General features: G+C 32.5%; 5 protein-coding genes. 4 read left to right on the top strand and 1 reads right to left on the bottom strand.

What is annotated here, in order from left to right:
- The first annotated feature begins 5 nt into the window (after positions 1 to 5).
- The 3 genes from B3M86_RS09335 to carB are packed head-to-tail and all read left to right on the top strand — an operon-like array spanning position 6 to position 5,465.
- Positions 6 to 1,142: an aspartate aminotransferase family protein gene (locus B3M86_RS09335; RefSeq protein ID WP_280050113.1), complete on the top strand. Its 1,137-nt coding sequence runs from the start codon at positions 6 to 8 to the stop codon at positions 1,140 to 1,142.
- Positions 1,135 to 2,223: a glutamine-hydrolyzing carbamoyl-phosphate synthase small subunit gene (gene carA / locus B3M86_RS09340; protein WP_219034922.1), complete on the top strand. Its 1,089-nt coding sequence runs from the start codon at positions 1,135 to 1,137 to the stop codon at positions 2,221 to 2,223. The genes B3M86_RS09335 and carA overlap by 8 nt, the downstream gene beginning before the upstream one ends.
- 11 nt (positions 2,224 to 2,234) lie before the next feature.
- Positions 2,235 to 5,465, top strand: coding sequence for a carbamoyl-phosphate synthase (glutamine-hydrolyzing) large subunit (gene carB / locus B3M86_RS09345; protein WP_219034921.1), 3,231 nt, complete (start codon positions 2,235 to 2,237; stop codon positions 5,463 to 5,465).
- A gap of 190 nt (positions 5,466 to 5,655) precedes the next feature.
- On the opposite strand, the gene B3M86_RS09350 is transcribed toward carB, so the two are convergent.
- On the bottom strand, positions 5,656 to 6,690 hold the full coding sequence (locus B3M86_RS09350) for a DUF3667 domain-containing protein (RefSeq protein WP_221854620.1): 1,035 nt from the start codon (positions 6,688 to 6,690) through the stop codon (positions 5,656 to 5,658).
- 149 nt (positions 6,691 to 6,839) lie between these two features.
- Here B3M86_RS09350 and B3M86_RS09355 point away from each other — a divergent pair, with 149 nt between their 5' ends.
- Complete coding sequence (locus B3M86_RS09355) at positions 6,840 to 7,262, top strand: hypothetical protein (RefSeq protein ID WP_291079020.1); 423 nt, start codon at positions 6,840 to 6,842, stop codon at positions 7,260 to 7,262.
- Positions 7,263 to 7,305: the final 43 nt, after the last annotated feature.

Genomic DNA, 7,305 nt, shown 5'->3' on the forward strand with positions numbered 1-7,305 from the left:
ATTAAATGAAACTATTTGACGTATATCCATTAATGAATGTAACTCCGGTTAAAGCTAAAGATTGTATTCTTTGGGACGAAAACGGAAAAGAATATTTGGACCTTTATGGAGGTCACGCAGTGATTTCTATCGGTCACTCGCATCCATATTATGTTGAGAAATTAACAGAACAAATTAATAATATCGGGTTTTATTCAAACTCAGTAAATATTCCGATTCAACAAGAATTGGCAGAAAAATTAGGTAAAGCATCAGGTTACGAAGATTATACTTTATTCTTGATTAACTCTGGAGCAGAAGCTAATGAAAATGCAGTAAAACTAGCCTCTTTTCACACAGGAAAAGACCGTGTAATTGCGTTCAAAGATGCGTTTCATGGACGAACTTCAGGAACAGTTGCGCTAACAGATAATCCAAAAATTGTAGCTCCATTTAATTCTCATCACAAAGTATCTTTCGTAGAATATAACATTGATGAAGTGAAAGAAGTAATTGCTGGAGGAGATGTTGCAGCGGTAATTTACGAACCAATTCAAGGAGTTGGAGGAATCATTTTACCTTCTGACGAGTTTGTACAAGAATTAAGAAAAGTTTGTACAGAAAATGGAGTGGTTTTAATTGCAGATGAAATTCAATGTGGTTACGGACGCTCAGGGAAATTCTTTGCACATCAACATTCTGGTATCAAAGCAGATTTGATTACGATGGCAAAAGGAATGGGGAATGGATTTCCAATCGGAGGAGTTTTAATCTCTCCAGAATTTAAAGCTTCTTACGGATTATTAGGAACAACTTTCGGAGGAAATCATTTAGCTTGTGCTGCTGCTGTGGCCGTTTTAGATGTGATTGAGCAAGAAAACTTAATCGAAAATGCAAAAGAAATTGGAGAATATGTTGGAATCCAATTAAATAAATTTCCAAAAATTAAAGAAGTTCGTGGTCGAGGATCAATGATTGGTATCGAGTTTGATTTCCCAATCGGCGAATTAAAAAACAACTTAGTTACAAAACACAATATTTTTGTAGGCTACGCAGGTACAAACGTTATTCGTTTATTGCCACCTTTAACAGTAACAAAACAATACATAGATAAATTCATATCAGCTTTAGAAACTGAAATTAACATTATCATCAATGGATAAGACAGTAAAATTAGTATTCCAAGACGGATTAGAAATCGAAGGAAAATCTTTCGGTGCGTATACTTCTGCCGCAGGAGAAGTAGTATTCAACACAGCTTTGGTTGGATATAATGAAAGTTTGACTGACCCTTCTTACAAAGGGCAGATTATGGTGATGACAGCTCCAATGATCGGTAACTACGGTGTTCCTGATGATAAAGCAATGATTAATGAAATTGAAGCTTGGATGGAATCGAACCAAATTCAAGTAACTGGATTGGTTGTTTCTTATTATGCTGATGATTATTCGCATTGGAACGCTATTCAAAAATTAGGAACTTGGTTAGAAAGTCAAAATATTCCTGGTATTTATGGAGTTGATACACGTATGATTACAAAAAAATTACGTGAGCAAGGTTCTACTTTAGGAAAAATTGTTGCTGATACAGATGTTGCATATTACGATCCAAACGAAGATAATTTAGTAGATCAAGTTTCTTGTAAAGAAGTAATTCGTTACAACGAAGGTGCTGATATCAAAATTGTTTTGATTGATTGTGGAGTGAAAAATAACATCATCCGTTGTTTTGTAAATCGTGATGTTGAGGTAATTCGAGTTCCTTGGGATTATGATTATTCAACATTAGAATATGATGGATTATTTATCTCGAATGGACCAGGTGATCCAGCTTTATGTATTCCTACAATTAATAATATCAAAGAATCTTTGAAAGGAGATAAACCAATTTTCGGAATTTGTTTAGGAAATCAATTGGTAAGTTTAGCAGCTGGTGCATCTACTTTTAAATTAAAATACGGACACCGTTCGCACAATCAACCTGTACAATTAGTAGGAACAAAAAGATGTTTCATTACATCTCAAAACCACGGTTTCGCAGTAGATGATTCGAAATTACCAGAAGGATTTAAAACATTCTTTACGAACTTAAATGATGGAACATGTGAAGGAATTCGTCACGAATCAAAACCAATTTTTACAGTTCAATTCCACCCAGAAGCAATGGGAGGACCAGTTGATACAGAATATTTATTTGATGAGTTCATCGAAGAAGTAAAAAAATATAAAAACGCTAACGCATAATCAGAATCACGATGTTAAAAAAAGATATTAAAAAAGTATTAGTATTAGGATCAGGAGCATTAAAAATTGGTCAAGCTGGTGAGTTTGATTATTCTGGTTCGCAAGCGTTAAAAGCGTTAAAAGAAGAAGGAATTAAAACAGTTTTAATTAATCCAAATATTGCAACTGTTCAAACTTCTGAAGGAATTGCAGACGAAGTTTACTTCTTACCTGTAACGCCTTACTTTGTGGAAGAAGTCATTAAAAAAGAAAAACCAGACGGAGTTTTAGTTGCCTTTGGAGGACAAACAGCTTTAAACTGTGCGGTTGAATTAAATAAAGAAAATATATTCGAGAAATATGGTGTTGAGGTTTTAGGAACTCAAATTCCAGTAATTGAAGCAACGGAAGATCGTGATATTTTCATCGAAAAATTAGACCAAATTGGTGTTTTAACTGCTCGTTCAGAAGCAGTAGAAACTGTAGAAGACGCAATGGCAGCTGGTAAACGCATCGGTTTCCCATTAATCATTCGTGCGGCGTACGCTTTAGGAGGTTTAGGTTCTGGTTTCGCAAATAACGAAGAAGAATTATTAGATTTAGTTGAAAAAGCATTCAATTATTCTTCTCAAGTTTTAGTGGAAGAGTCATTAAAAGGATGGAAAGAAATTGAGTACGAAGTAGTTCGTGATTCTTACGATAACTGTATCACAGTTTGTAACATGGAGAACTTCGATCCGATTGGAGTTCATACTGGAGAGTCAATCGTTATTGCACCTTCTCAAACTTTATCAAATTCAGAATATCATAAATTACGTGAAGTTGCCATTCGCACAATTCGCCATCTTGGTGTAGTTGGAGAATGTAACATTCAATATGCTTTCGATACTGTTTCAGAAGAATATCGTGTAATCGAAGTTAACGCTCGCTTATCTCGTTCGTCAGCTTTGGCGTCAAAAGCAACAGGTTATCCTTTAGCTTTCGTGGCTGCTAAATTAGCTTTAGGTTATTCTTTAGATGAGTTAAAAAATAGTGTAACGCAAACGACATCTGCGATGTTCGAGCCAGCGTTGGATTACTGTGTAGTGAAATTGCCTCGTTGGGATTTAAATAAATTTTACGGAGTTCGTCGTAACATTGGTTCTGCAATGAAATCTGTTGGAGAAGTAATGGCAGTTGGACGTTCTTTTGAAGAAGCAATTCAGAAAGGAGTTCGTATGTTAGATATTGGACATAGAGGTTTCGTAGCAAATGGATTCAAAATTCCAGAAGGTGAATCGTTGGATACATGGTTAGCTGAGCCAAATGACGAGCGTTTATACGCGATTACTGAAGCTTTCAAAGCGGGATATTCGATTGAAAAAATTCACGATTTAACAAAAATCGATTTATGGTTTTTACAACGTTTAGAAAGAATTTTTAATGTATCAAAAGAATTTGAAGCATTAGAAAGATTTGAACAAGTTGAAGCAGATTTAGTAAAACGTGCAAAATTATTAGGATTCTCGGATCAACAAATTGCAGTTTTAGTAAAAGGAGATCAAAACGTACACAGAAACGAATTAACAGTTCGTGAATTACGTAAAAACTTCGGAATTAAACCTGTTGTAAAACAAATTGATACGTTAGCAGCAGAATTCCCAGCACAAACAAATTATTTATATGTAACCTATCACGGAACTGAAAATGATTTGGAGCCAGAAACTGAGAAAGCAGTTTGTATTTTAGGATCTGGAGTTTATCGTATTGGTTCGTCTGTAGAGTTTGACTGGTGTTCTGTAAATGCAGCGCATACAGCATCAAAAAATGGTTACAAAACAATTATCATCAACTATAATCCAGAAACGGTTTCGACAGATTATGATGAGTCAGATCGTTTATACTTCGAAGAATTGTCTTTTGAACGTGTAATGGATATTTTAGATTTTGAACAACCTAAAGGAACAATTATTTCGACAGGAGGTCAAATTCCGAATAACTTAGCGATGAAATTGTACGATCAATCAATTAATATTTTAGGAACTTCTCCTTTAAGAATTGATGATGCAGAAAATCGTCACAAATTCTCAGAAATATTAGATGAATTAGGAATCGATCAACCACGTTGGAAAGAGCTTTCTTCTTTAGAAGCGATTCACAAATTTGTGGAAGAAGTTAATTTCCCAGTGTTAATTCGTCCTTCTTATGTCTTATCTGGAGCTGCGATGAACGTAGTTTCGAATACACATGAGCTAGATGCTTTCTTGAAATTAGCGAAAGAAGTTTCTCCTGATTATCCAGTTGTAGTTTCAGAATTCGTACAAGGAGCAAAAGAAATTGAGTTGGATGCAGTTTGTCAAAATGGAGAAATTGTAGATTACGCAGTTTCTGAACACGTAGAATTTGCGGGAGTTCACTCAGGAGATGCAACAATGTATTATCCACCACAAAAAGTGTACATCGAAACAATTCGTCAAATGCGTAAAGTTGCAGCGAAAATTGCAAAACGTTTCGAAATTTCTGGACCAATGAACATTCAGTTTTTATCAAAAAATAATACAGTTCGTGTTATCGAAACTAATATTCGTGCTTCTCGTTCGTTTCCATTCGTATCGAAAGTTGCAGGAAATAATTTAATCGAAAAAGCAACAAAAGTTTTATTAGGATTAGAAGTAGAAAAAGGACATTCAGAAGTCGTTTACGATTTAGATTATGTAGGAGTGAAAGCTTCTCAGTTCTCATTTACACGTTTAGCAGGAGCTGACCCAGTTTTATCAGTTGACATGTCTTCGACAGGAGAAGTAGGGTGTATCGGTGATACAGCAGAAGAAGCTTTATTAAAATCAATGTTATCTGTTGGATATGAAATTCCTGAGAAAACCGTTTTAATTTCTGGTGGACCAATTGCTTCTAAAGTTGCTTTATTAGAGCCTGCGAAACAATTAATCGCAAAAGGTTACAAAATTTATGCAACAGAAGGAACGCACAAATTTTTTACAGAAAATGATGTGTATTCTACGCTTGTTTACTGGCCTTCTGATAAAAAAGAGCCAAATGTAATGTCTTATTTACATGACAAGAAAATTGATATGGTGATCAACATTCCGAAAAACTTAACAAAAGCGGAATTAGACAACGATTATCAAATTCGTCGTACAGCTGTAGATTTCAATATTCCGTTGGTAACAAATGCACGTTTAGCTTCGGCTTTCATTAATGCATTTACAAAATTATCGATGGATGATTTAAAAATCAAAACTTGGAATGAATACCGTAATAAATAGAAATTAGAATCTAGATATTAGAAGTTAGAAAGCCTCGCATTTGCGAGGCTTTTTTTATGTTATTTTTTTGAATTTGTCATTCCGACAAAAGAAGGAATCTAAATTTAATGCGAAGCTGAAACGAGTTCAACTTAAGTTATCCTGAACTTGTTTCAGGAACACATCATACGTGATTGCCTAATAATCTTGATTAAACATGAAGAAATGAATACACAATAATTCCAATAACAATTATTGAGAAAATAAACGTATTAATTCCTAAAAGTATAGCACCTTTAATTGTTGTAATGATAAATCCTTGGTTATAGAGTTTTTTCAACGCAAGGAAAAAGTAAACAATAATATATAAAACAATCAATGTATTAATCAAAGCTATTATGGCTGATACAGCATTACTATCAATATAATTTGAAAGTTTATTCAAAAGAAAAATTACCAAAATTGATAAAAGAATTACCGTAAAATAATGCAGTGTAAAAATTCCGTGATCAAAATACCACCATTTCTTTTTGTTGTAAAAAATCCATAAGAAGAAAGCAAACAAAGGCATGTATACAAACAAAACTTTCGGAATGACATGCAAAGATTTCTCAACAATAGCTTCTCCTAATTGATCGTCAGAAACCTTTCTTTTTCTCAACTCTTGGTATTTTTCAATAAAGGGAGATAATATTGGAACGTTATTTTTTACTTTAGATTGCAAGTTTTCAATAGATTCCTCGTTCAAATCTTCTAAAGAGTTTGCATTTTTATTTTTTTCAACTTCAGATTTTATTTTTGCACTTTGCTCGACAGTTGTCAATCCTTTGTTCTGTAAAGTGTCTATTGTAGCATTAAGTGCTTTTTGAATTTTTTCAGTATTTTCTATTGATATAGGTTCATTGGAACTATCATTATATTCAGTTTTATGAGAAGGAAATATAGAAATAAGGAAAAACGTTACAAAACTGACAAAAATGTACATTTTAACAGGATTAACAGAACTATTTCGTTTACCACTCAAATATTCTTTGGTTAAAACTCCAGGTTTCAAAAATAGTTTTTTGATTGTTTGCCAAAAACTTCCATCGTAATGAACAAAATCTTCGATAAAGTGAGTAAATAAAAAGTGAAACGGTTGACGTGTTTCTACATTTTCTTGTCCGCAATGTTTGCAATAATGTTCTTCTACGTAATGTCCACAATTTTGGCAATTATGATCTTCTCTTAGTTTTCCGTGACTCATGTGTTAATTAAATAGTTATAAAGCTATAAAAAGATTATTTATTTTGAAAAACACACGTTTGAAAAAATTGAAATTATTTTAAAATTTAGAATGAAATTTATTAAGTATACAGAATATTGTATTTTAGTAGAAATCTATTAGGAAATTTTATGTTTAAATCTTTACAGCTTAAAACTGATGTAACAAAACAATATCAAACAGAATGCGAGGAAAATAATTTGAATAATCTTTCTAAAATTAACATTTTTATCGGACCTAATAATTCTGGAAAAAGTCGTTTTTTGAGAGATTTGTTCTCAATTGAAGAAATCAGATATAATCTAATTCAATTAAAATTAATTGAGTTAAGCGAAATTTATGATGAAGTATCAATTAATATAAAAAATCTGAAGATAAATTATCCATATGAAGTTGATAATAGGCTTAATGTAGATAATTTTTATATTAAAGATGAATATGATAAAGAAGAATTAGTGATTTTGTTCGATGAATACAATAAAATTGATTTAAATAAACAATATTCAAGTTATCATGGAATTAATAAAGATATACCCTTTGTGCATTTTAAATAATTTGTGTTTTTAGATTATTAATATTTCGATTAAAGTATGTTTT

It is taken from the genome of Empedobacter sp. UBA6305 (genome assembly GCF_002440405.1).
Classification (GTDB): domain Bacteria; phylum Bacteroidota; class Bacteroidia; order Flavobacteriales; family Weeksellaceae; genus Empedobacter; species Empedobacter falsenii_B.